This is a genomic window from Methyloversatilis sp. (assembly GCF_965284615.1).
In the GTDB taxonomy this organism is placed as follows: Bacteria; Pseudomonadota; Gammaproteobacteria; order Burkholderiales; family Rhodocyclaceae; genus Methyloversatilis.
In genome coordinates, this window is sequence record NZ_OZ260098.1 from 1405608 (window position 1) to 1427058 (window position 21451).

22 protein-coding genes are annotated in these 21451 nt (G+C 65.4%); 9 read left to right on the top strand and 13 right to left on the bottom strand.

Features of this window, described 5'->3' with window-relative positions:
- Positions 1-282: 282 nt before the first annotated feature.
- Both ACQ66H_RS06800 and ACQ66H_RS06805 read left to right on the top strand, forming a co-directional pair.
- The gene (locus tag ACQ66H_RS06800; protein ID WP_430433353.1) at positions 283-1644 is read left to right on the top strand and encodes an ATP-binding protein; all 1362 of its coding nucleotides are present in this window, start codon (positions 283-285) and stop codon (positions 1642-1644) included.
- Positions 1641-2333: a response regulator gene (locus ACQ66H_RS06805; RefSeq protein WP_430433354.1), complete on the top strand. Its 693-nt coding sequence runs from the start codon at positions 1641-1643 to the stop codon at positions 2331-2333. The genes ACQ66H_RS06800 and ACQ66H_RS06805 overlap by 4 nt, the downstream gene beginning before the upstream one ends.
- Here ACQ66H_RS06805 and zigA read toward each other — a convergent pair.
- The 3 genes from zigA to ACQ66H_RS06820 are packed head-to-tail and all read right to left on the bottom strand — an operon-like array spanning position 2330 to position 5106.
- Entirely contained in the window at positions 2330-3553 is a 1224-nt protein-coding gene (zigA, locus tag ACQ66H_RS06810; RefSeq protein ID WP_430433355.1) for a zinc metallochaperone GTPase ZigA, read from the bottom strand. The genes ACQ66H_RS06805 and zigA overlap by 4 nt on opposite strands.
- A 19-nt stretch (positions 3554-3572) precedes the next feature.
- Positions 3573-4214 (bottom strand): DUF1826 domain-containing protein, encoded by a 642-nt coding sequence (locus tag ACQ66H_RS06815; RefSeq protein WP_430433356.1) that lies wholly within the window; start codon positions 4212-4214, stop codon positions 3573-3575.
- Between the two features lie 37 nt (positions 4215-4251).
- Positions 4252-5106 (bottom strand): all3515 family Zur-repressed PEP-CTERM protein, encoded by an 855-nt coding sequence (locus ACQ66H_RS06820; RefSeq protein ID WP_430433357.1) that lies wholly within the window; start codon positions 5104-5106, stop codon positions 4252-4254.
- A gap of 106 nt (positions 5107-5212) precedes the next feature.
- On the opposite strand from ACQ66H_RS06820, the gene ACQ66H_RS06825 reads away from it, so the two are divergent.
- Positions 5213-6067, top strand: coding sequence for a PEP-CTERM sorting domain-containing protein (locus ACQ66H_RS06825; protein WP_430433358.1), 855 nt, complete (start codon positions 5213-5215; stop codon positions 6065-6067).
- Here the strand turns inward: ACQ66H_RS06825 and ACQ66H_RS06830 are convergent.
- Positions 6057-8123 (bottom strand): TonB-dependent receptor, encoded by a 2067-nt coding sequence (locus ACQ66H_RS06830; protein WP_430433359.1) that lies wholly within the window; start codon positions 8121-8123, stop codon positions 6057-6059. The two genes, ACQ66H_RS06825 and ACQ66H_RS06830, sit on opposite strands and share 11 nt — an antisense overlap.
- 173 nt (positions 8124-8296) lie before the next feature.
- Here ACQ66H_RS06830 and ACQ66H_RS06835 point away from each other — a divergent pair, with 173 nt between their 5' ends.
- Positions 8297-9016, top strand: coding sequence for a PEPxxWA-CTERM sorting domain-containing protein (locus ACQ66H_RS06835; protein ID WP_430433360.1), 720 nt, complete (start codon positions 8297-8299; stop codon positions 9014-9016).
- Here ACQ66H_RS06835 and ACQ66H_RS06840 read toward each other — a convergent pair.
- From ACQ66H_RS06840 to ACQ66H_RS06855, 4 genes are read right to left on the bottom strand one after another with little or no spacing between them, the layout of a single operon-like run.
- A complete protein-coding gene (locus ACQ66H_RS06840) occupies positions 9004-9441 on the bottom strand; it encodes a Fur family transcriptional regulator (RefSeq protein WP_430433361.1) in 438 nt (145 codons plus the stop codon). The two genes, ACQ66H_RS06835 and ACQ66H_RS06840, sit on opposite strands and share 13 nt — an antisense overlap.
- 8 nt (positions 9442-9449) lie before the next feature.
- Positions 9450-10139, bottom strand: coding sequence for an HAD family hydrolase (locus ACQ66H_RS06845; protein ID WP_430433362.1), 690 nt, complete (start codon positions 10137-10139; stop codon positions 9450-9452).
- Between the two features lie 13 nt (positions 10140-10152).
- Positions 10153-10845 (bottom strand): DnaA regulatory inactivator Hda, encoded by a 693-nt coding sequence (gene hda / locus ACQ66H_RS06850; RefSeq protein WP_304000932.1) that lies wholly within the window; start codon positions 10843-10845, stop codon positions 10153-10155.
- The gene (locus ACQ66H_RS06855; protein WP_430433363.1) at positions 10842-11927 is read right to left on the bottom strand and encodes an AI-2E family transporter; all 1086 of its coding nucleotides are present in this window, start codon (positions 11925-11927) and stop codon (positions 10842-10844) included. The genes hda and ACQ66H_RS06855 overlap by 4 nt, the downstream gene beginning before the upstream one ends.
- Positions 11928-12070: 143 nt before the next feature.
- On the opposite strand from ACQ66H_RS06855, the gene purM reads away from it, so the two are divergent.
- Positions 12071-13126 (top strand): phosphoribosylformylglycinamidine cyclo-ligase, encoded by a 1056-nt coding sequence (purM, locus tag ACQ66H_RS06860; RefSeq protein ID WP_430433364.1) that lies wholly within the window; start codon positions 12071-12073, stop codon positions 13124-13126.
- A 125-nt stretch (positions 13127-13251) separates the two neighbouring features.
- On the opposite strand, the gene rpmG is transcribed toward purM, so the two are convergent.
- The 3 genes from rpmG to radC all read right to left on the bottom strand — a co-directional run bounded on the left by rpmG (position 13252) and on the right by radC (position 14465).
- Positions 13252-13419 (bottom strand): 50S ribosomal protein L33, encoded by a 168-nt coding sequence (gene rpmG, locus ACQ66H_RS06865; RefSeq protein WP_019918910.1) that lies wholly within the window; start codon positions 13417-13419, stop codon positions 13252-13254.
- 65 nt (positions 13420-13484) lie between these two features.
- Complete coding sequence (rpmB, locus tag ACQ66H_RS06870; protein ID WP_024300540.1) at positions 13485-13721, bottom strand: 50S ribosomal protein L28; 237 nt, start codon at positions 13719-13721, stop codon at positions 13485-13487.
- Positions 13722-13787: 66 nt separating this feature from the next.
- A complete protein-coding gene (gene radC, locus ACQ66H_RS06875) occupies positions 13788-14465 on the bottom strand; it encodes a RadC family protein (protein WP_430433365.1) in 678 nt (225 codons plus the stop codon).
- 45 nt (positions 14466-14510) lie between these two features.
- Between radC and coaBC the strand changes: the two genes are divergently transcribed.
- From coaBC to ACQ66H_RS06890, 3 genes are all read left to right on the top strand, one after another.
- A complete protein-coding gene (gene coaBC, locus ACQ66H_RS06880) occupies positions 14511-15713 on the top strand; it encodes a bifunctional phosphopantothenoylcysteine decarboxylase/phosphopantothenate--cysteine ligase CoaBC (protein ID WP_430433366.1) in 1203 nt (400 codons plus the stop codon).
- A 2-nt stretch (positions 15714-15715) separates the two neighbouring features.
- The gene (gene dut, locus ACQ66H_RS06885) at positions 15716-16165 is read left to right on the top strand and encodes a dUTP diphosphatase (protein WP_296810214.1); all 450 of its coding nucleotides are present in this window, start codon (positions 15716-15718) and stop codon (positions 16163-16165) included.
- Between the two features lie 181 nt (positions 16166-16346).
- Positions 16347-16727: a c-type cytochrome gene (locus tag ACQ66H_RS06890; RefSeq protein WP_304000938.1), complete on the top strand. Its 381-nt coding sequence runs from the start codon at positions 16347-16349 to the stop codon at positions 16725-16727.
- Positions 16728-16898: 171 nt separating this feature from the next.
- Here the strand turns inward: ACQ66H_RS06890 and aceB are convergent, their stop codons facing one another.
- On the bottom strand, positions 16899-18521 hold the full coding sequence (gene aceB, locus ACQ66H_RS06895) for a malate synthase A (RefSeq protein ID WP_430433367.1): 1623 nt from the start codon (positions 18519-18521) through the stop codon (positions 16899-16901).
- Between the two features lie 297 nt (positions 18522-18818).
- On the opposite strand from aceB, the gene ACQ66H_RS06900 reads away from it, so the two are divergent.
- Positions 18819-19766, top strand: a complete 948-nt coding sequence (locus ACQ66H_RS06900) for a LysR family transcriptional regulator (RefSeq protein WP_430433368.1) — start codon at positions 18819-18821, stop codon at positions 19764-19766.
- 84 nt (positions 19767-19850) lie between these two features.
- Here ACQ66H_RS06900 and aceA read toward each other — a convergent pair whose 3' ends face one another.
- A complete protein-coding gene (aceA, locus tag ACQ66H_RS06905; RefSeq protein ID WP_019918902.1) occupies positions 19851-21149 on the bottom strand; it encodes an isocitrate lyase in 1299 nt (432 codons plus the stop codon).
- Between the last annotated feature and the right edge of the window lie 302 nt (positions 21150-21451).

A 21451-nucleotide genomic window follows, 5' to 3' on the forward strand; every position in this document is an offset into this window, starting at 1 on the left:
TCTCCTCCTTGGGTGGGGCGCGTGGGGATACGCGCATTCGCTTTCATGCGATCCGGGAGCCGGACCAGAACAGACCTGCGGGCCCGGAGATCGCAACCGCGGACGCTGTCGTTGACAGTCGGCCAGCGCTGCGGTCGAGCGAACTATAGGAATGTGCAGTGCAGCGATTGCGGTGCGCGGCGCATTGCAACGAGGGGATTTTGTCCCTCGGCTCCGGCGCTACCATCGTCGGCTCCGGCACCCCTGAAGCCGGACGTCCCGCCGCACTTCCATCCCTGCCGAATGACACTGAAGAACCGCCTGCTGCTGATCGTGCTTGTGCTCATGTGCCTGCTGCTGCTGACGCACGGCTTCCTGCACTACAAGGCCTGGCGCAGCGACTCGGTCGAGGAGATCGAGTCGGGTACGCGGCTGGTGTTGCTGCTGCTGCCGGAGGACATGCCGCTGAACGCCGGCGACGGCCGCTCGCCCATGCTCGACTCGCTGCTCGAACGCGTGCAGCGCATGAAGGACATCCGCCACGTGCGCATCGACGTGCTCGACCTTGCCGGTCGAGTGCTCGCCTCGTCCGACACCCGAGGTGCCAGTGGCTGGCCGGCGCCGGACGAGGCGCCGGTGCAGGCCGACGGCACAGTGCGCATGAAGCCGTGGCGGCTCAATGGCGAGATCGCCGGCTTCTATCGCGTGTCGCCGATGCCGTCCGACGAAATGCGCGAGAAGTGGGAAGGCTTCAAGCGACTGAGCTATCTGACGGTGGCCTACAGCGTGCTGCTCGGCCTGCTGCTGTACTGGGCCATCTGCCGCGCGCTGGAACCGGTGCACGCGCTGCGCACCGCGCTGCGCGACATCGAATCGGGCCGCCTCGACGCGCGCCTGCCGGCCTTCCGCCTGCCCGATCTGGCGGAACTGTCGGCCTCGTTCAACCGGATGGCCAATTCGCTGGCCGAAGTGAGCCGCGAGCGCTCGGCGCTGCTGCGCAAGATCATGGTGATGGAAGAGCAGACGCGGCGCGCCATCGCGCGCGATCTGCACGACGAAATGAGCACCTATATGGTGGCCATGCAGCCGCATGTCGCGGTGCTGTCGGCCGCCTGCCGGAACGAGCCGGCACTGGCTCGTTACCGCGGCAGCGCCGAGGCGCTGGGCGGACATCTGGCGCAGCTGCTGGGCCGCGTGCGCGTGCAGCTGGAATCGCTGCACCCGGTCGAGATCGACGCGCTCGGCCTGTACAACGCGCTGCGCCAGCTGGTCGAGCAGCGCAGCGCGCAGGCGCCGCGGCCGCTCGAACTGGTGCTCAACCTCGAAGGCGAATCGGCCGACGCCGGACCGACGGTCGAGGCCAGCGCCTACCGCATCGTGCAGGAAGCGGTCACCAATGCTTTCAAGCACTCCGACTGCTCGCGCCTGCTGATCGGCGTGAGCACCGAGCAGGGCAGTGATGGCCGCGTGCTCAAGCTCGACATCTGGGACAACGGCAGTGCGCACGGCATACCGACCGGCGTCGCCGGGCTGGGCATGCTGGGCATGCGCGAACGCGCGCTCGCGCTGGGCGGCGTCTGCAGCGCCGGCCCGGCTACCGGCGGCGGCTGGCGCGTCACCGTGCGGCTGCCCTTCGCACGCAACGAACAGGAGATCACCGCATGAACAACCGACAGACCCGCATCCTTCTGGTCGACGACCACGCGGTAGTGCGCACCGGTTACCGCGCGCTGCTGGAGATGAACGAGGCGCTGCTGGTGGCGGCCGAAGCCGGCACCGCCGACGAGGCCTATGCCGCCTATCGCAAGCACGCGCCGGACGTGGTGGTGATGGACATCATGTTGCCCGGCTCCAGCGGCATCGAAGCCACGCGGCGCATCGTCGCCTTCGACGAACAGGCCAAGGTGCTCATGTTCACGATGTGCTCGCACCCGACGGTGGTGCAGCAGGCGCTGGACGCCGGCGCGCTCGGTGTGCTGACCAAGGACAGCCCGGCCGAGCAGCTGGTCGACGCGGTGCAGTCGGTGGCGCGCGGCAAGCGCGTGCTGAGCCGGCAGGTGGCGGAAAGCGTGGCCTTCTCGCACTACCTGCCGGAATCCAAGCTGTTCGGTTACCTGACGCCGCGCGAATTCGAAATGTGCCGCCTGCTGGTGTCCGGCCACTCGATCGACGCCATCGCCGAACAGCTCAACCTGAGCCCGAAGACGGTGGCCAACAAGCTGAGCACCGCGCGACGCAAGCTCGACGTCAGCTCCGACATCGAACTGGTGAAACTCGCCTCCGAGGTCGGCCTGGTGCCCTGGGTGACCGAACGGCGCCTGGGCCTGGCGGAGACCCCGCCTACGCCGCGCTAGGTGCCTTGCTCCGGCTCGTCGTCGGCCGCAGCGAGCGACCACGGGTCGAAAGGATCGGGCAGGTCGCGCCAGGCGGACGAGCCGGCGGCCATTTCGGCGTCGGTCAGCAGACAGGCGTCGAGCTGCTGGCGTATCCACGCCTCGTCCATGTCCATGCCGATGAACACCAGTTCCTGCCGGCGGTCGCCGAAGGGCGCCAGCCAGCGCGCTTCGATCTGCTTCAGGTAGTCGAGGTCGGTCGGCCAGTTGGCGCGATCCACCGCCGCCCACCACAGGCCGGCCGGGCGGTTGCGGCAGATGCCGCCGGCCTGCGCCCATTCGCCGGCGAAGTCCATGCGGCTGGCCAGCCAGAAGAAGCCCTTGCTGCGGATGACGCCGGGCCATTCGTCGTGGATCAGATTCCAGAAGCGCTGCGGATGGAAGGGCCGGCGCTCGGTCCACGAGAAGCTGCGGATGCCGTAGGTGTCGGATTCCGGCACGTGGGTGCCGCGCATTTCCTGCAGCCAGCCCGGCGCTTCGGCGGCGGCGTCGAAGTCGAAGCGGCCGGTGTCGAGGATGCGGTCCAGCGGCACGCGGCCTTCGGTCGATTCGATCACGTCGGCGCGCGGGTTCAGTGCGCGCAGGATGGCGAGCAGTCGCTCGCGTTCGGCATCGCTCACCAGGTCGCATTTGTTCAGCACGATCACGTCGGCGAACTCGACCTGGTCGACCAGCAGGTTGACCACCGTGCGCTGGTCTTCGTCGCCGAGCGATTCGCCGCGCTCGGCGATCATGTCCTGGCTCGAATAGTCGCGCAGGAAGTTGTACGCATCGACCACGGTCACCATGGTGTCCAGCCGCGACACCGATGACAGGCTGCTGCCGTCCTCGTCTTCGAAGGTGAAGGTTTCGGCCACCGGCAGCGGCTCGGAAATGCCGGTCGATTCGATCAGCAGATAGTCGAAGCGGCCTTCGCGCGCCAGCCGCGATACCTCGATCAGCAGGTCTTCGCGCAGCGTGCAGCAGATGCAGCCGTTCGACATTTCGACCATGCGGGCGTCGGTACGCGACAGCTGTGCGCCATGCGCCACCAGCTGGGCATCGATGTTCACCTCCGACATGTCGTTGACGATGACCGCGACGCGGCGGCCTTCGGTGTTAGACAGCACGTGGTTGAGCAGGGTGGTCTTGCCGGCGCCGAGGAAGCCGGACAGGACGGTGACCGGAAGTCGTTCGTTCATGGTGGTGTGGTTTCCGTATTCAGAACACCGCGTCGAAGGCGGCGACGATGCGCAGCCGGTGCGCTGCTTCGAGGTGGGGTGAGCGATGGATGACGCCGCGGCCGGCGTTGTCTGGCCACAGCTCACCCTTGAGCAGCACGATGTCGCCGGCTGCAGCGCGGCCGATGCCGCTGGCGTCGGTCATCACGTCGTCGCTGCCGAGGCGGCTGCGGTCGGCGCAGCGCTCGTCCAGCCATTCGGTGGCCGGACCGATCCAGGTACAGAGCAGGCGCAGGGCGACGCGGTTGACGTGCCAGCGCGGACACATGGCGCGGTCCAGCACTTCGATGCGCACGCCGACCCGCGTACAGCCAGTGAGGTCGGCCAGCAGTTCGGACAGACACTGCACGTCGGCATCGACGATGTCGCGCCCCGGCAGTTCGGGCAGCGTGCCGGTGGGCAGCGGGCTGCCGGCGTCGATCACCGCGTGCCGTCCGCTGCCGAGTGCGCCGCTGGCGTGGGCGGCGTCCAGGTAGCCGGTCAGGCCGGGCGGCAGCGGGCGCCGCAGACGCACCAGATTGACGGCCGGATCGAAGACCTGCGCCAGGTCGGGCAGCGTACCGGCGCCGACGGCACGGGAACAGGATGTCGCGGGGGCAGGGGGCTGAAATCGAATGTTCATGGTGCTTGCAGGCGGGGCGTGCCCGCCTGCCTCGTCCTCAGCGCGCGCGTCGCGCGGCGACCGTGCCCAGCATCAGCAGACCGCCGAGCAGCATGGCCCAGCTCGCCGGTTCAGGCACCGGCGGCGCAACGGCGAAGTCGATGTAGAAGGTGCCGCCGTCGCGCACGGCGGTATTGCTGCCCAGATTCACCAGCGAGAACTGCGCGGTGTAGGTGCCGACCGCCGCGGCCGCGTCGGTGTAGAAGGTCGGCACGAAGTCGAAGCCGTTGCTGTCGCCGAGCAGGTAGAGATTGCCACCGTCGAACAGATCCATGTCGCCATTGGCGGCGACCTTCAGACCCGGCGTGATGTACTCCAGCTTCAGCGCGACCTGCACGCCGTCGAGCTGCGCGTTCCAGCGGTTGGCGCTGCTCGCGTACAGCACCGCCTCGGCGCTGCCCGCCACGCCATCGGCCAGCGACTGGATGGACGACGTGCCGAGGTAGCTGTAATCGTGATGGGCGACGCCGTCGCCGAGCACGCCGCTGACCAGCTTGCCGGTGAAATCGCCGCTGCCTGCGCTCAGCGCGAGCGTGCCGGGCAGCGGCGAAATGCGTGCCGACAGTTCCGGAATGCGGTTGTTGGCGTTGCTGCCGTTGATGACCGGCGCGGCGGCGCTGCCGGTATAGCTGTAGGCGCCTATGCCGTGGAAGTGGTTGCCGTGCTCCATCAGATAGGTGAGGCGGCCGTAGTTCGGATTGGCCAGGCCGGCATAGGTGCCGCTGGCAATCGTCGCCAGGCTGTCGATGCCGATGTAGAAGCCGATGCCTTCATCGGCGCGCAGCGGTTCGCTGGCGTGTGCGAGGCCGCCGGACATCAGGCCGGCGATGGCGAGCAGGATGTGGATCTTCAAGGTGTTCCCCTTTTATTGATAATCGAATATCAAAAGATAAGGGGGTTGGGTCTTTTTGTAAAGGAGATTGCATTATCATTAAAGGCTGATCATCGGGAGACCTCTCATGCGCGCGCCCATACGCTTCATGCACCTTGCTGCAGCACTGCTGTCCTTCCACGTCGGCGCGGCACAGGCCATCCACTTCGACGTCGCCATCGGGCTCGACCAGGGGCCGGTGGCCGGCAGCAGGATCACGGTCGGGGCCTACGGCGACCTGCCGTTCGATCAATTGCCGATCGATGTTCACACCGGATACATGGTGTTCCCGGGCGACTTCGGCGACTTCGAGGGCGGGCCGAAAAGCACCGACGATCCGGGTTTCCAGGCTTTCCCGGGCAGCCTGTCCGGTGCCAGCGGCGCCCGCGATTTCATCGGTTTCAAGGCGGTCGGCAATCTGCTGCAGTGGGATGTGGCCAGCGGCGCGTGGTCGGCCGCCGATGACGGCGTCGGCATCCGCCTGTACGGCGCGGTGCCGCCGGCCGTGGCAAACGCCTACATCCAGTCGCTGATCAATCCGCGCCTGGCACCGCCGGGTGCGGCGGCGAATTTCGAGTTCTATTCGCAGGGCACGCTGTTTACCGGCGCCGGCATCGAAGGCCCCGTCGCGGCGACGATAGACGACGCGAACGCCAATGGCGGCTTTCACGCGCACCTGGACTGGTTCATCGAAGGCGCGGCACCGTCCAGCGCCTACATGGTGACGCTGCAACTGACCGACGCGACGTCGATAGGTGGCCGCGGACGCTACGTCGATTCCGACCCTTTCCACGTGGTGTTCAACTACGGCCTCAGTGCCGAGCAGTACGAAACCGCCTTCATGTCGCGCGTCAGCCTGCCGGTGCCCGAGCCGTCGAGCTGGGCATTGATGGTGGCCGGTCTCGTGCTGACGACTTCGCTGGCGCGTCGGGTCAGAAGCTGAGACTGAGGCCGGCTTCCGCGCTGCGCCCCGGCTCCGGCGAGAAACTGCGCAGGAAGGACACCGGGTTGCGTGCTTCGGCATTGAGCAGATTGCGCGCCTTGAGGTACAGCGTCAGCGTGCGGCCGCCGTCGAGCGGACGCACGTGGTTCAGGTTGGCGCTGACCAGGGTGTAGCCGTCGCTGGCGGTTTCGTTGGCGCCTGGCCTGTCTTGCGCCGCCTGTCGCGTGACGCGCACCCGCCCCGACCACGCCCCCTTGCTTACCGCCAGCTGTGTGCCGAAGCGCAGCGGCGGCATGCGCGGTACGTCCTCGTCGAGCGTCGGCAGCCGGGCGCGCAAGGCGTCGGCGAAGACCGACCACTCGACATCGCCCAAGCGGCTGGCTGCCCACTTCAACGCCAGTTCCGCCTCGAAGCCCCGCAGCTTGGCGCGGCTCTGCGCGTACTGAACCACCTGCAGACACTCTTCCAGGCGGACGCAGGCGAAGCGGAACTGCTCTTCGGCGGTGTCGTAGAAGAAGGCCTCGCTGCGCTGGAAGATGTAGTTGCTGACGTCGTTGGCATAGACGCTGACCGCGGCGCGCAGTCGCGCATCCTCGTACAGCGCCGACAGGTCGATCGAGCGCGCGCCCTCCTTGTTCAGGCTGGGGTCGCCCAGATCGTAGGTGCGGGTGGCGAGGTGGGCGCCCAGCGAGTAGAGCTCGTGGATTTCGGGCGCGCGTTCGGCGTGTGCGGCGCTGACAGTGAAACTCAGCGCATCGGCAGCCTGCCAGCGCAGCGACGCGGAAGTGCTCTGCGCGTTGATGTGGCGCCGCGGAAAGCTCACCGCGAAGCCGCCGGCCAGTTCGCGGTCGCCGGCTTCCATGCGCGTCATTTCGCCGCGCCAGCCCAGTTCGAAGCGCAGGCTGGCGATGTCGACATGCTGCGTTGCGTAGAGCGCGGAGCTGCGCATCGAGGTCTGCGGAATGAAAGCTTCGGCGCCGAGCGCCGAGAAGTCGCGCCGCGTGTGGTGCACGCCGACCGTGCCGCCGAGGTGTTCGCCGAAGGCGTGCTCCAGTTGGATGCGCTGCTCGATCGCCTTGTTGCGGAAGGTGGTGGCGACGGCGCCCTGATCGACTTCGTCGTGTCGGTAATCGACGTGCGCGCCGGTGTAGCGCAGCGACTGCAGCCAGCCTTCGCCCAGCCACTCGGCACGGGTGTTGACGCGGCGGTTGTCCATCACGATGCGCACCCGGTCGTCGCCGCCGTGCGAGTGGCCGGGGGCGGGTGGAATGCCGTAGTCGTTCGACGCGTTATTCACGGCGGCGCCCAGCAGCGCGTTGCCGATGAACACGCTGCCGCCCAGCGTGCCGGCGGCGGCACGCGCATCGCTGTTGTACAGCCGCCCGCAGCTGTTGCGCGTGTTGATCAGGCCGAACTGCTGTTGTACGGCGTCGTCGTTGACGGCGCAGCCGGCGATGCGGGCGTCGCCGCGATCGCGGCTGCTGGCTGAGGCGTGCAGTGCGAACGGGCCGCGGCCGCCGTCGAGACGCAGCGAACTGATCCGTTCCGAGGCGTTCGTGTTGTAGCCGAGGTTGACTGCGCCGCTGAGCGCCTTCTGCGGCAGGCGCGTCGGGATGCGTTCGTCAGCCACGTTGACCACGCCGCCGATGGCGCCGCCGCCGTAGCGGATGGTGGCCGGGCCGCGCAGGATGCGCACCGAATCCGCCACGGCTGTATCGGCGGTCGATGCGTGATCGGGGCTGAAGGTGGTCGCGTCGTGCGTGCCGCCGCCGTTGCTCAGTACCTTCACCCGCGCACCGCTGAGGCCACGGATGACGGGCAGGCCGACGCCGGTGCCGAAGGAGGCGTTGTGCACGCCGGCTTCGTCGCCCACGGTTTCGCCCAGCGTTGCGCCCTTGCGGTTGCGCAGCGCCTCGCCGCGCAGTGTGGACGCGCCCGCTTCGTTCGCTCCGTCCGGCGTTCGGCTGTCCTCGACGCGGATGGCGGGCAGTTCGATGGCGTCGGGGCTGTCGGCGACGTCCTGCGCTTGCGCGCAGCGGCAGCACGCGGAGAGCACAAGTATGGACAGGCGTACGACGAGGCCGGGAGGCCGGATCGCCTTCGGGCGAGGACGGACGGATCGAGAGGACATGCTGCAGCGGGAGGGGCGATGATTGCTATTGCTAATAGTATCGCGTTATCGTTAACGGAGATGTCCTATCCCATTCCGTCCTCACCAAGGAGCAAGCGATGAAACATTCCGGACCCGGTTCTGCGCTGCGTGCGCTCGGCATGACCGCCTTTCTCTCAATACAGCTCGGCGTGACCGCGCAGGCCGCCGATCACGCCGGCGATATCGAGGTCGGCATGGCGGCGGGCGCACTGGTGGTGGACCCCGAAGGGCTGGCGCAGATTGCCGCCAATGGTTACCGCCTGTTCGAAGCGGATTTCCGCGACTTCAGCGGCGGCCTGTTCAAGACCGACGACCCGGGCTTCGTTGCGGAAGAGGGCGCGCTCGACGTCGGGCGGGTCGTCGGCTACCGCGGCCTGGGCGTGCTGCAGTCGTGGAACGGTTCGATGTGGACGAGCAGCGGTCCGTCGGTTTTCGTGTCGATCGAGGACGTGCTGGGTACGATCACTTCATTCGGCTACGGCGCGGTCACCGATCCGGCGGGGGCCATCGCCCAGGTGTCCGGCGCCGGCGACATCCACTCGCACCTGGACTTCTCGATCGGCGGCACGGACCGCGCGCTGGCCGGTGCCTACCTGATCACGCTGCAGCTCGAAGCGAACGGCGTGCTGGCGTCGTCGCCGTTCTACATCGCATTCAACAACGGGCTGGAAGAAGCGGCATTCGAAGACGCGGTCGGCGCGCTGATGGCGCCGGTTCCGGAACCCGCAACGTGGGCGATGCTGCTCGCCGGCGTCGGACTGGTGGGCGCGCTCGGCCGTCGCCGTCAGTGCGTGTGATCGTGGTCGTGCGGATGCGTGTGCCCGGCTGAGGGCGCACCGTCCGCATTTCCTTTTCCGCTGCACGCGCTGCAGCGGCCGAACAGCGTCACGTCGTGCGCCTCGACCGAGAAACCGGCGGGCGCCAGTGCATTCCAGTCGGTGTGGCATTCGGCGATGTCGAACACGCGGTCGCACTGCAGGCACTTGAAGTGATGATGGTGGCCAAGGTGGGCCACCTCGTAACGCGGCGCTTCGCCCGGCAGGCTGACTTCGCGGATGCGGCCTTCTTCGAGCAGCAGCTTGATGTTGCGATACACAGTCGCGAGCCCGAGCGCTGGTGCTTCGCTGCGCGCCAGCGCGTGCAGTTCGGCCGGCGAAAGCGGCCGGCCGGCCGCTTCGATGGCGCCGAGTATCGCGGTGCGCTGACGCGTATTGCGCTCCATGTGTACGCTCAGACCTCGTCCGGTACGGCGGTGCCGGTGTGCAGATGCATGATCTGCCACCCGTGCGCACGCGCGTGCGCGTCCAGCGTCGGGTCCGGATCGACCGCCACCGGATTGGTGACCCGGCTGAGCAACGGCAGATCGTTCAACGAGTCGCTGTAGAAGGTGGTGCGGCGGAAGCTGCCGAAATACAGTCCGAGCTCTTCCAGCCAGCGTTCGACGCGCTCGATCTTGCCCTCGCGGAAAGCCGGCGTGCCGCGCGGCTTGCCGGTGAATTCGCCGTCCTGCTGCGCGGGGATGGTGGCAACCAGATGCGGCACGTCCAGCTCGCGTGCAATCGGACCGGTGATGAAGCTGTTGGTGGCGGTGACGATAGCGCACAGGGCACCACTTTCCAGGTGGCCATTCACCAGGCCGCGCGCACCGTCGGTAAGGCGCGGGCGGATCTGCTGCACCATGAACTCGGCATGCCAGGCGTCCAGCTCGGCACGCGGGTGGCGCGACAGCGGCGCCAGCTGGAAGTCGAGGAATTCGTGGATGTCCAGCGTGCCCGCCTTGTACTGCGCGTAGAAGGTCGCGTTGCGCGCTTCGTACAGTTCGCGGTCGAGTACGCCTTTGGAGATCAGGAATTGCGCCCACTCGAAGTCCGAATCGCCGGCGAGCAGGGTGTTGTCGAGGTCGAAAAGTACCAGTTCCATTGCGGTATCCGTATCAGATCAGTCGGGTCTGCATGACCTCGCGCAGCAGCGGCAGCGTCACCGGACGCTGGCGGGTCAGCGAATGTTCGTCGAGCAGGTCGAGGATGCCGAGCAGCGAGCGGATGTCGCGTCGGCCGTGACGCAGCAGGTAGTCGAACACCTCCTGTTCGACCTTCATGCCGCGCGCGGCCGCGTGTGCCTGCAGCAGTTCGATGCGCTCGTCGTCGTGCAGCGGCTGGATACAGAAAGGCAGCATCTGGCCGATGCGGGTGCGCAGATCCTCGCGCAAGGGCAGCGTGCGCGGCGCGCCGTTGCCGGCGGCGACGACCGTGATGCCGCGTGCCTGGGCCAGATTGATCGCGCGGAAAAGCGCGCCCTGCGCCTCAGGCTCCAGCAGATGGATGTCATCGAACAGCCACAGTTTCGCGTGCGTCGCTTCGAGCGCACCGATCAGCGTGTCCGGCAGCGTGAAGTTGATCTGGTCAACTTCGAGGTAAAGCCCGCGCGCCTTCGATTCGGCCGCCAGCGCGCGCAAGAGATGGGTGCGACCGCTGCCGCTGTCGCCCCACAGATAGACCGACGCACCCGGTTCGTCGCCGGTCATGGTGCGCAGGTGAGCGAGCAGGTCGCGATTGGCGCCGGCCACGAAATTGCTGAGGCTGGGAGCGGCGATCGGACGGATGTCGAGCAGGAGCTGACGCATCATTCGATGATTTTGGGCGCGTCGCCCTGGTAGAAATGGCTGGCCAGATAGTGCCGTCTTACCTCGCGCAGGCCGACCAGCAGCGCAGCCGAGGCGGGCAGCGCGATCAGCACGCCGACGAAACCGAACAGCTGGCCGAAAGCCATCAGCGCGAAAATGACCGCCAGAGGGTGCAGGCCGATGCGTTCGCCGACCAGCCAGGGCGTGAGCAGGAAGCTCTCCAGCAGCTGGCCCAGGCTGTAGACGATGGCCACGCCGATCACCGGCGGCCAGCCCTGGAATTGAAGGGAGGCCACCAGCAGCGACAGCAGCAGTCCGGTCGAGAAGCCGACATAGGGAATGAAACCGAGCAGGCCGGACAGCAGGCCCAGCGGCAATGCGTAATCGACGCCGGCGATCCACAGCCCGACGCTGTAGAACAGCGCCAGTGCCGCCATCACCGAAAGTTGTCCACGCAGGAATTCGGCCAGCACCGCGTCGATCTCGTTGACCATCGACAGCGTGCGGTTCAGCCACGGGCGCGGTACCAGCTTGGCAACGCGATGGCGCAGGTCGCGCCAGTCGCGCATCAGGTAGAACATGACGACCGGCGTCAGCAGCACATTGGCAACGACGCCGACGATGACCGCGCCCTGGCTGCTCACGTATTCCAGCGCCACCATCAGGTAGTCCTGCGCGCTGCTCCAGTTCTTCGCGATGAAGCGCTTCAGGCTATCCACGTCGAGTTGCAGCGTGATGCCGAAATGCTGCTGCAGCCAGGGCACCAGCTTTTGGTGCGCTGCGGTCAGGTAGGCGGGCAGGCGTTCGATCAGCGTGCGCACCTCCTGCTGGATGACCGGTACGAGAATGAGGATGAGGCCAACCACCAGACTGATCACCAGCAGGATGACCAGTACGACGGCCAGCGTGCGCGGCACCCGCTTTCGAGACAGGCGCTCGACCAGAGGCTCGAAGATGTAGGCCAGCACCAGGCCAAGCATGAAGGGCGACAGCGTCGGCCCGAGCAGCCACAGCAGCCCTACGATGGCCGCGCCGACGCCTGCCCACAGCAGGGTTTGTTTGCGGTTGATGCCGGGAGGGGTCATGGCGGGGTGCGGGCCGGGGTAGAATGCGCACCCTTGGGGCGGAATGCGCGAATGCGGTGCAAAAACGCCCCGCAGTTTAGCAAGATTCCGCTGCACTCCCGTTCATTCATCCTGTTTTCCCGGCGCCCGGCGCCTCATACGTCATGACTTCATCCAAGGATTCCCGCGCTCCCCTCAGTTACGCCGCTGCCGGTGTGGATATCGATGCCGGCGATGCGCTGGTCGAGCGCATCAAGCCGCTGGCCAAGCGCACGATGCGCCCGGAGGTGATCGGCGGCATCGGCGGGTTCGGCGCGCTGTTCGAGGTGTCGAAGAACTACCGCGAGCCGGTGCTGGTGTCCGGCACCGACGGTGTGGGCACCAAGCTGAAACTCGCTTTCCAGCTCGACGGTCACGACACGGTAGGCCAGGATCTCGTGGCGATGAGCGTCAATGACATTCTGGTGCAGGGCGCCGAACCGGTGTTCTTCCTCGACTACTTCGCCTGCGGCAAGCTCGACGTCAACACGGCGGCGCGCGTGGTCGGCGGCATCGCCCGCGGCTGCGAACTGGCGGGCTGTGCGCTGATCGGTGGTGAAACGGCCGAAATGCCCGGCATGTACCCGGCTGGCGAATACGACCTCGCGGGCTTTGCGGTCGGCATCGCCGAGAAAAGCCAGCTGATCACCGGCGAAACCATCGCCGAGGGCGACGTGGTGCTCGGCCTGGCCTCCAGCGGCGCGCATTCGAACGGCTACTCGCTGCTGCGCAAGATCCTCGAACGCGACGCGCCGGACCTGAATGCCGATTTTCATGGCCGCACGCTGCGCGAAACCGTGCTCGAACCGACCCGCATCTACGTGAAGCCGCTGCTGGCGCTGATGAAGGAAGCGCCCGGGCTGGTGAAGGGCATGGCCCACATCACCGGCGGCGGTCTGCTCGACAACGTGCCGCGCGTGCTGCCGGCAGGGCTGTCGGCGCACATCGACGCGTCCTCGTGGACGCTGCCGCCGCTGTTCGCCTGGCTGCGCGAGGCCGGAAACGTGGCGGCGCAGGAGATGTACCGCGTGTTCAATTGCGGCATCGGCATGGTGGTGATCGTGTCGGCCGCTGATGCCGACCGTGCGACGCAGTCGCTGAGTGCGGCTGGCGAGACCGTCTATCGCATCGGTCGCATCGAGCGCTGCGGCGAGGGCGAGGCGCAAACGGTCGTCTGCTGATCCAGAAGTGCGGAGCGCCGGACGGCGCTGCGCAAGCTGCCTGCGTTCCGAGCGGGCAATAAAAAACCCGCCATCGGCGGGTTTTTTATTGCGGCCCGGGCACTACGCCAGGCGGCGAGGAAGCCTCACTTGAGTTTGGTTTCCTTGTACATCACGTGCTTGCGAGCCTTGGGATCGAACTTCATGATCTCCATCTTTTCAGGCTTGGTGCGCTTGTTCTTCGTGGTCGTGTAGAAATGACCGGTGCCGGCAGTGGATTCCAGCTTGATCTTGTCGCGTCCGCCCTTGGCCATGACGTCTTTCCTTCCTGTCTATGCCGGCTGAGCCGGATTGCATTGTTCCGGCGTGGCCGGAAATCTCAGATCTTTTCGCCGCGTGCGCGAATTTCGGCGAGCACGGTTTCGATGCCCTTCTTGTCGATCGTGCGCAGACCCTTGGTGCTGACGCGCAGGCTGACAAAACGGCCTTCGGACTCCAGCCAGAAACGGCGTTGCTGGAGATTGGGCAGGAAGCGGCGCTTGGTCTTGTTGTTAGCGTGGGAAACGTTGTTACCCACCATCGGCGACTTCCCGGTAACTTGGCAAACGCGGGACATGTTTCGAGCTCCAGAATCGGAAAAGCTCGCGATTATAGAGTACGTATCAGGTTTTGTTCAAGTTCTTCAAAGAATTCCGCGCTCGGCAAACGAGCAGGTCGCGCCGCTGCCGATGATGACATGGTCGAGTACGCGCACGTTGACCAGCGCCAGGGACTGCTTCAGCGATTGCGTCAGGAGGTCGTCCGCGCGGGACGGTTCCGCCACGCCGGACGGGTGATTGTGGGCGAGGATGACGGCCGCCGCATTGTGCGCCAGTGCCAGTTTCACAACTTCGCGCGGATACACGCTGGTCTGCGTCAGCGTGCCGCGGAACAGTTCGACCGCCTGCAGCAGCCGGTTCTGCGCATCGAGCAGCAGCACCATGAACACTTCGTGCGCCAGACCACTCAGGCGCAGCTTGAGCCAGTCGCGTACCGCCTGCGGTGAGGTCAGTGCGTCGCGCTCCTTCAATTGCTCACCCAGTGCGCGGCGTGCCAGTTCGAAGCTTGCTTTCAGCTGTACCGCCTTGGCTGTCCCCATCCCCTTGACCCGGCACAGTTCGCCGATGCTGGCGCTGGCCATGCAGGTCACGCTGTCGTCGAAATGCGCCAGCAGGTCACGCGCAAGATCGACCGCCGATTTCCCGCTGACGCCGACGCGCAGGAAGATGGCCAGCAGTTCGGCCGACGACAGCGCCTCGGCGCCCTGCAGCAGCAGTCGCTCGCGCGGCCGCTGTTCCGCGCTCCAGTCCTTGATCGCCATCGCGTTACAATCCGTCGTCGACTCGGTGCAGGATACTACATTGTCATGAACGCAAAGGCGGAACTGTCCGGGCGCACCATCGTGCTGGCTGTCACCGGTGGCGTGGCGGCCTACAAGTCGGCGGAACTGGCGCGCTTGCTGATCAAGCAGGGCGCGCGCGTACGCGTCGTGATGACCGAAGCGGCCGCTCATTTCATCGGCGCGGCCACCTTCCAGGCCATCACCGGCGAGCCCGTGTGGTCGGACTTGTGGGACGCGCGCATGCCAAATGGCATGGCGCACATCGATCTCACCCGGGACGCGCAGTTGCTGCTGATCGCACCCGCCACCGCCGATTGCATCGCGAAGCTGGTGCAGGGTCGTGCCGACGATCTGCTGAGCACCTTGTGCCTCGCGCGTGACGCAGCGTGTGCGCTGATGGTGGCGCCGGCGATGAACCGGCAGATGTGGGAACACCCGGCGACCGTCCGCAATATGAATACGCTGCGTGGCGATGGCGCCATTGTCGTCGGGCCGGCGGCGGGCGAGCAGGCCTGCGGTGAGGTCGGCCTCGGTCGCATGGTCGAGCCGGCCGAATTGCTCGATGCGGTGCTCGCCCATTTCACGCCGAAGGCGATGGCCGGCCGGCGTGTGCTGATCACGGCCGGACCGACGGCCGAGGCTATCGATCCGGTGCGCGTCGTCACCAATCTGAGCTCGGGGCGCATGGGCTACGCGCTGGCGTGCGCGGCGGCGAGGGCAGGCGCGGACGTGACGCTGATCAGCGGACCGACCGGGCTGGCCAAACCTTTCGGTGTCGAGCGCGTCGATGTGAGCAGCGCGCTGTCCATGCACGAGGCCGTGCTGTCACGCTACGCCGCCTGCGATGTATTCATTGCGGTCGCCGCGGTCGCGGACTACCGGCCGGCGGCACCCAGCGAGCGCAAGATAAAGAAGAGCGCCGAGACGCTGTCGATCGACATGGTGCGCAATCCGGACATCCTGGCCGACGTGGCAGCGCGCGCCGATGCACCGTTCTGCGTTGGCTTTGCGGCCGAGAGCCATGACCTCGACACCTATGCTCAAGCCAAGCGGGCGGCCAAGAAGCTGCAACTGGTCGTCGGTAATCTGGTGGCCGACGGCCTGGGTGGCGAGGACAATGCGGTCGTGCTCTACGACGCCGAAGGTCGCCATCCTCTTGCGCGAGCGCCCAAGCCGGTCATTGCGCGCGCCATCCTCGAACACATTTCCCGATTGCTGAAAGACTGAAGATGTCCACTCTCGACTATAAGATTCTCGATGAGCGGCTGCGCGAATTGCCGCCGTCCTATGCAACGCCCGGTTCCGCCGGTCTGGACCTGCGCGCCTGCATAGACACGACCACCGTGTTGCGTCCGGGCGAGACGCTGCTGGTGCCCAGCGGCATTGCAATTCATCTGGAAGATCCCGGACTGGCTGCGATGGTGCTGCCGCGCTCCGGTCTCGGCCACAAGCACGGCATCGTGCTGGGCAACCTGGTCGGGCTCATCGACTCCGACTACCAGGGGCAAATTTTTGTATCGCTGTGGAACCGTGGCGCGAGCGAATTTGTCCTCCAACCACTGGAGCGGATCGCGCAACTCGTCGTGGTGCCCGTTGTACAGGTGGCTTTGCGCGAAGTGCTTGATTTTGCTGCATCGCAACGAGGCGATGGCGGTTTCGGATCGACGGGCGGACGCTGACAAGTTCAGGGGCAACAACCCTTTTTTTAATGGAAGTGCCGCGGTAAGCTTACGAGTTCAGGAAAGCGCCAGCCATAAGCCGACACTTATTCCCGGTCCAACGCAGGTCATGTAATCCTTTTGACCGGAAGATCGTTTTTTTCCACTGCAACACCCACCAATCAATTGAGGAGAGCTGATTGTGATTCGCAAACATCTGGCAACCGTCGTGCTGGCCGCGCTGGCTTCGACCGCGATGGCGCAGGAAGCACCGTACAAGGTTGCCGAGGGCAACAAGGTGGACGCCAAGACCCTGATGGGCTGGAAGACGTGGCGTTCGGCCGCCTGTGAGCGTTGCCATGGCGCGAACCAGGAAGGCATGGTTGGTCCTTCGCTGATCGAAGGTCTGAAGAAATACACGAAGGAAGAGTTCGTCGGCATCGTCGTCGATGGCACTCACGCAGACCGCGGCATGCCCCCGCACCCCTTCCTCAAGGGCGAGAAGATCGACAGCCTGTACGCCTACCTGAAGGGTCGCTCGGACGGCAAGATCGCCCCGGGCAAGGTCACCCCGATGGAGTAATCCCGGTCCGGACGATCGCTGGTCGTCCTGCCCGATGAGAGCCCGCCGCAGAGCGGGCTTTTTTTCGTCCGTCGTGTCGGCGGCGTCGGACGAGACGATGCGACGAAGGTCTTCCACAACGAAAAACGGCGCCCTTTTGGGGCGCCGTCCGTGATGCTGCAAGGGGTAGGCTTACTCCATGCGTTCGTAAGCCGGCAGCGTCAGAAAGTCTTCCAGTTCGGTGGCCACGCACATGTCGCCGAACAGCTTGGCGGCGGCGGCATAGGTTTCCGTGTAGGCGTCGCCCAGCAGGGCGCGGATCTTGTCCAGTTCCTGCGGGATCAGGCCGCGCACCATGTCGGCGGTCACCTTGCGGCCGTCATCCAGGATGCCCTTCGGGCTGCGGATCCACGACCACACCTGGGCGCGGCTGATTTCGGCGGTCGCTGCATCTTCCATCAGACCGTGGATAGGCACGCAACCATTGCCGTCCATCCATGCACCCAGATACTGGATGCCGACGTTGATGTTGGTGCGCAGACCGGTTTCGCTGATCGGACCTTCCGGACGGAAGTCGAGCAGATCGGCAGCGCCGTAGTTCACGTCGAGCTGCTTCTCGATCTGGTTCGGCTTGTCGCCGAGCACCGACACGAACTCTTCCATCGCTGCCTGCACCAGGCCCGGGTGAGCCACCCAGCCGCCGTCATAGCCATCATTGGCGTCGCGGCGCTTGTCCGAACGGATGCCGGCCATCGCCTTTTCGTTGGCGTCCGGATCGTTCTTGTTCGGAATCAACGCGCTCATGCCGCCGATCGCCGGTGCGCCGCGCTTGTGGCAGGTCTTGATCAGCGACAGTGCGTAAGCGCGCATGAAGGGCACGGTCATCGTGATCTTGCTGCGATCGGCCAGGCAAAAATCGCGATCGTTACGGAGCACCTTGATGCAGGAGAAGATGTAATCCCAGCGGCCCGCGTTAAGGCCCGCGCTGTGATCGCGCAGTTCGTAAAGGATTTCTTCCATCTCGAACGCGGCGTGCAGCGTTTCCACCAGCACGGTGGCCTTGATCGTGCCGCGCGGGATGCCGAGCATCTCCTGGGCGGCGACGAACACGTCGTTCCACAGGCGGGCTTCGCGGTGGCTCTGCAGCTTGGGCAGATAGAAGTAGGGGCCGGCGCCGCGAGCGAGCAGTTCCTTGGCGTTGTGATAGAAGTACAGCCAGAAGTCGAACAGACCACCGGACACGCGCTGACCGTTGACGGTCACGTGCTTTTCGTCGAGGTGCCAGCCGCGCGGGCGCACCTGCAGCACGGCAACCTTGTCGTTCAGCTTGTAGGTCTTACCCTTGTACTCGACGCTGATCGTGCCGCGCACGGCGTCACGCAGGTTGATCTGGCCTTGCACCTGGTTGTCCCAGGTCGGCGAGTTCGAATCCTCGAAATCGCTCATGTAGCTGTCGGCACCGGCGTTCAGCGCATTGATGATCATCTTGCGCTCGGTCGGGCCGGTGATTTCGATGCGGCGGCATTCCAATGCCTTCGGCAGCGGCGCGATCTTCCAGTCGCCTTCGCGCACGTGCAGCGTATCGGCCAGGAAATCGACCGGCTTGCCGGCGTCGATCTCGGCCGCGCGGGTCACCCGCGCGGCGAGCAGTTCGCGGCGACGCGGTTCGAACTGACGGTGCAGCTGGGCAAGCAGCGACAGCGCTTCGAAGGTCAGGATGGTCTGGTATTCGGCGCTGACCGGAGCGGCGATGCTCACACCGGCGGGCAGATCCATGGCCCGGTTCAGCTTGTCTGCAGATTCAGCGATAGTCATGTGCGTGCGCTCCGATAACGGTTCGAGAGCCGGTATGACGTGAGCGTTCTTGCTCCGTGCTCCGGACAGGTTGGCCGTCCCTCACACCCGATCGGCGGCGGTGGTGCCGTCGTCGGGCGGGTGTGCCGCAGCGGGCGGGTTGCGCACGGTGCGGACGGGAGGACCGGGGTCTAACGTCCGATGCATCAGACCAGGTTGTGCCCGGCATGAATTGCTGCATCTGCACAAATACTAGACTTTCCTTATGCATCCGTTAAGCTTTCCTTAAGTACATTTATCTTTTACTTTTAGTACAAAATGGATCGCTTCAAGGAGATAGAGTCCTTCGTTTCGGTTGCGGCGCATGGCAGTCTTTCGGCCGTTGCGAAACTCGAAGGCGTGCAGCCGGCCGTGATCGGGCGGCGCATGGATGCGCTGGAAGAGAGGCTGGGCGTCAAATTGATGCTACGCACTACGCGCAAGCTGACGCTGACGCACGAAGGCAGTGCCTATCTGGAGGATTGCCAGCGCATTCTCAACGAGCTGGCGAGTGCCGATGCTGCAGTGACCGCCGGCGGCGCGAGGGCCACCGGTCTGTTGCGCGTCAGCGCACCGGCCGGTTTCGGCCGGCGCCACGTGGCGCCACTGGTGAAGCGCTTCATGGCGCTGAATCCCGAGGTCAAGATTTCGCTTGATCTGACCGACCGCATGGTCAACCTGGTGAACGAGAACGTCAACTGCGCGGTGCGCATCGGCAGCCTGCCTGATTCCAGCATGATCAGTATCAAATTGGGCGAGACGCGACGCGTCGTCGTCGCCAGCCCGGATTACCTCGCCCGTTTCGGCAAACCCGGGCATCCGTATGACCTGCTGCAGCACCGTTGCCTCGGCCTCGGGCCGAATCGCTCGCAGGCCCGTGGCTGGAGTTTCATGGCGCACGGCGAGCCGATCACGCTGCGCATCACCCATCTGGTCGAATGCAACGACGGTGCCGTGCTGCGCGACTGGGCACTGAGTGGGCTCGGGCTGGCCTGGCGCTCGTACTGGGAAGTGCGTGAGGACCTGGCGAACGGAGCGCTGGTCGAAGTGCTCGGCGATTTCGCGGCGCCGCCCATGGGCATCTATGCGCTGTTTCCGCAACGCCGCCATCTGCCCTTGCGGGTGCGGCTCTTCGTGGATCTGCTGAAGATCACCTACGGCGATCTGGCTTACTGGGAATCCGGCGGCACTTTCATTCCCGATCTGCCGCAGCCGGTCGAGGATTAAAAAGAAGGAAACAAAAAAGCCGCTCGGCGAGAGCCGGGCGGCTTTTTCACTTCAGCAGACCCGCTGTCGCGGGTCCGGTCCATCTCAGTGGAACTGCTCTTCTTCGGTCGAACCGGTCAGCGCGGTCACCGAAGAAGTGCCACCCTGGATGGTGGTGGTCACGTCGTCGAAGTAGCCGGTGCCGACTTCCTGCTGGTGCGACACGAAGGTGTAGCCGCGGTCGCGGGCCGCGAATTCCGGCTCCTGAACCTTTTCCACGTAGGCGGACATGCCGCGGGCCACGTAGTCCTGGGCCAGATCGAACATGTGGTACCACATGTTGTGGATGCCGGCGAGGGTGATGAACTGGTACTTGTAACCCATCGCGCCCAGCTCGCGCTGGAACTTGGCGATGGTCGCGTCGTCGAGGTTCTTCTTCCAGTTGAACGACGGCGAGCAGTTGTAGGCCAGCATCTTGCCCGGGAACTTGGCGTGGATCGCGTCGGCGAAAGCCTTGGCGAAAGCCAGGTCAGGCGTGCCGGTCTCGCACCAGATCAGGTCGGCGTACGGGGCGTAGGCCAGACCGCGCGAGATGGCTTGTTCCAGACCCTTCTTGGTCTTGTAGAAGCCTTCGGCGGTGCGCTCACCGGTGACGAAGGGTTTGTCGATCGGATCGCAATCGCTGGTCAGCAGGTCGGCGGCTTCCGCGTCGGTACGGGCCAGGATCAGGGTCGGGACGCCGTAGACGTCGGCGGCCAGACGGGCGGCGATCAGCTTCTGCACGGCTTCCTGGGTCGGCACGAGCACCTTGCCACCCATGTGACCGCACTTCTTCACGGAGGCCAGCTGGTCTTCGAAGTGCACGCCGGCGGCGCCCGCGCGGATCATGGCCTTCATCAGTTCGTGGGCGTTCAGCACGCCGCCGAAACCGGCTTCTGCGTCCGCCACGATCGGGGCGAAATAGTCGATGTAGCCCTTGTCGCCAGCGTAAACACCCTTGGCGTGCTGGATTTCGTCAGCGCGCTTGAAGCTGTTGTTGATGCGGCTCACGACGGTCGGAACCGAGTCAACCGGGTACAGCGACTGGTCCGGGTACATCGCTTCGTACGAGTTGTTGTCGGCAGCGACTTGCCAGCCCGACAGGTAGATCGCCTTGACGCCGGCCTTCACCTGCTGCATGGCCTGACCACCGGTCAGCGCGCCGAGGCAGTTGATGAACGGCTCGTTGTTCACCAGATCCCACAGCTTTTCCGCACCGCGGCGGGCCAGCGTGTACTCGACCGGGAAGGAGCCGCGCAGGCGATAGACATCCTCGGCGGTGTAGCCGCGCTTGATGCCCTTCCAGCGGGGGTTTTCGTCCCAATCCTTCTGAATCTTGGCGATTTCCTGTTCTTTCGTGCTCATTGCATGTCCTCGAAGAAAAAAACAACCCGAACAGGCAGCCTGCGCCACCCGTAAGCCCTGACTTTGAAAAGCTTCCTGAAACGGTGCTGACACCCATGCCGGACCGTGCGGTCCGGGCATCCTTCGGCCGATGAACCGATGCGGGCCGATCCACGAAACCCGCGAGGGCCTGTCGCAGCGGTTGGCAGCAAGCAGACCGGGCGCCCGGGAAGCCGACCGATGAATGGAACCGGGCGGCTATCGTGACGGGCTCAAGTATAAAGAGGCTTTGGCAAAGCAACAAGAGGTCTTGTATAAGACAT